This window comes from Cedecea sp. NFIX57 (genome assembly GCF_900177785.1).
Taxonomy (GTDB): Bacteria; Pseudomonadota; Gammaproteobacteria; order Enterobacterales; family Enterobacteriaceae; genus Cedecea; species Cedecea neteri_C.
In genome coordinates this window covers 1-1,803 of record NZ_FXAS01000105.1, presented here as the reverse complement: position 1 = coordinate 1,803, position 1,803 = coordinate 1, and the positions used below count along the sequence as shown (strand labels likewise).

General features: G+C 43.9%; 3 protein-coding genes and 1 pseudogene. 2 read left to right on the top strand and 2 right to left on the bottom strand.

The window, feature by feature from the left end:
* Positions 1 to 92: 92 nt before the first annotated feature.
* Both B9Y90_RS25985 and B9Y90_RS25980 read right to left on the bottom strand, forming a co-directional pair.
* A complete protein-coding gene (locus B9Y90_RS25985; RefSeq protein WP_085543153.1) occupies positions 93 to 392 on the bottom strand; it encodes a hypothetical protein in 300 nt (99 codons plus the stop codon).
* Positions 393 to 410: 18 nt separating this feature from the next.
* On the bottom strand, positions 411 to 689 hold the full coding sequence (locus B9Y90_RS25980; RefSeq protein WP_085543152.1) for a regulatory phage cox family protein: 279 nt from the start codon (positions 687 to 689) through the stop codon (positions 411 to 413).
* Between the two features lie 121 nt (positions 690 to 810).
* Here B9Y90_RS25980 and B9Y90_RS25975 point away from each other — a divergent pair, with 121 nt between their 5' ends.
* Both B9Y90_RS25975 and B9Y90_RS25970 read left to right on the top strand, forming a co-directional pair.
* The gene (locus B9Y90_RS25975) at positions 811 to 1,110 is read left to right on the top strand and encodes a helix-turn-helix domain-containing protein (RefSeq protein WP_085543151.1); all 300 of its coding nucleotides are present in this window, start codon (positions 811 to 813) and stop codon (positions 1,108 to 1,110) included.
* Positions 1,111 to 1,212: 102 nt separating this feature from the next.
* Positions 1,213 to 1,722, top strand: a pseudogene (locus tag B9Y90_RS25970) (phage integrase); the annotation flags it as partial.
* Positions 1,723 to 1,803: the final 81 nt, after the last annotated feature.

Sequence of the window (1,803 nt, the reverse complement as noted above, 5' to 3'; positions counted from 1 at the left end):
TTAAACTCTTCAGGATAACGCTTACCGCTCATGGGCACCTCTCTTTAAGTCATCTTAAATGACTCTGAGGTGTCTGTTAAACCTGTGGCGATTCAATCCGCTTTAATGTTTCTGACTCCTAGCTGATCCGCTTTATTTTGTATTGCTTCGTGAATAGCTTCTGCAAAAGCTGCTTTTTGCCACGACTCTAACCCCAACGCATTTCTACGAATTTTATTCAGCTCACATTGAATAAGCTTCACGAGGTCTAACCGAAGCATTTCCTTTTCACTACTAATGTCTGTAAATACAAGGAACGTACTATCGATTACTTTTACCCGTGCAGATAATTCACCGTCAGGTGTGTACTGTTTAAAAAAACCTTTGCTTATTTTATTATCAACAGAACTCATTTTTTCCATCTCCAATTGTTAACGGACTGGCTCACCTAAGCCTAACCACATTAACCACCCTTCCCTGATCTCTTTCGGACGGCTTTCATAAGCCATTTTCATGCCGTTGTTCCAGGCAGGGAGATAAACCCAATACTCTCCTGCACGACCAGAGGTTGACTGCGGATCGGTCATCTCAATCACCGGCAGCTTTCCCTTTTCAATCATCCCGCGTACCGCTGCAGGCGTTTTCCCTATAACACGGGCAAATTCCTGATACGGCAAAACATCACTAGTGCTTACAACTTGCTGAGTCATTTGTTAAATTCTCCTTTGGTGTAATCAATTGCTCTAAATCGCTAATAATTGCTCTTAGTGGAGACTTTGATTGCGTTTAATCAACTACGATTGCGTAAATAATTACGCAAAAGGAGTAAGCATGTCAATCGACATTTCAGAGAAGCTGAAGCTGATTCGTGAGTCAGAGAGACTTAATCGTAGGCAATTCAGTGAGATAACTGGTATTCCCTATAGTTCACTTTCGAGTTATGAGAGCCGTCAAAAAGGTGCAGGCATTGAGCAGATTATGAAAATTCTGCAACACCCAATGTTCACCAAATACACCATGTGGTTTATGACTGACACTATCGCGCCGGAGGTTGGGCAAATCGCTCCGGCTCTCGCACACTTTGGGCAAGAACCAACAATCTCGCCCCACTCAGAGCACAAGACTGGCTAACAATTCATGCCCTATGGACATGTACCAACTGTCAGAAAACGGAATGTATAAGTTTTAAAAGCGTTTTTTATAGACCTGAAAACCTGATCGGAGAGATTCGCTATGTCAATTAAGCGTCTCGATGATGGTCGGTATGAAGTGGACGTAAGACCGAACGGACGCAACGGAAAGCGTATCCGTCGGAAATTTGAGAAGAAGAGTGAAGCTGTCGCATATGAAAAACATGTTCAGTTTAACCATCACAACAAAGAGTGGTTGGCTAAGCCTGTTGATAAACGACAACTTTCAGAGCTTAAAGATATCTGGTGGAAGTACACGGGAAAGCATGAAGAGCATGGTATTTCCTACCTCCGCAAGATTGAGCGATTTATTGAAATGACAGCTAACCCCAGTGCTTTCCAGATAAGCCGTACTATAATTGCTCAGTATTGCGCTGCCCGGAGAGCACAAGGTATTAAAGCCTCAACCATAAATCGTGAGCTAACAACGTTGGGCGGCATGTTCACTTCGTTAGTGGAAGCAGAACTGTTTATGGGCGAACACCCTTTCCGGGGAATAAAACGCCTCAAAGAACAAACTCCGGAGACGGGGTATCTGAGTAAGCGCCCCATACTGAACGTGGCGTAAGGATTATTTTACAGAGGAGAGATTCCAGGGCAGCAGTTCATGTACCCGGTTTGAAGGCCTGTCGTT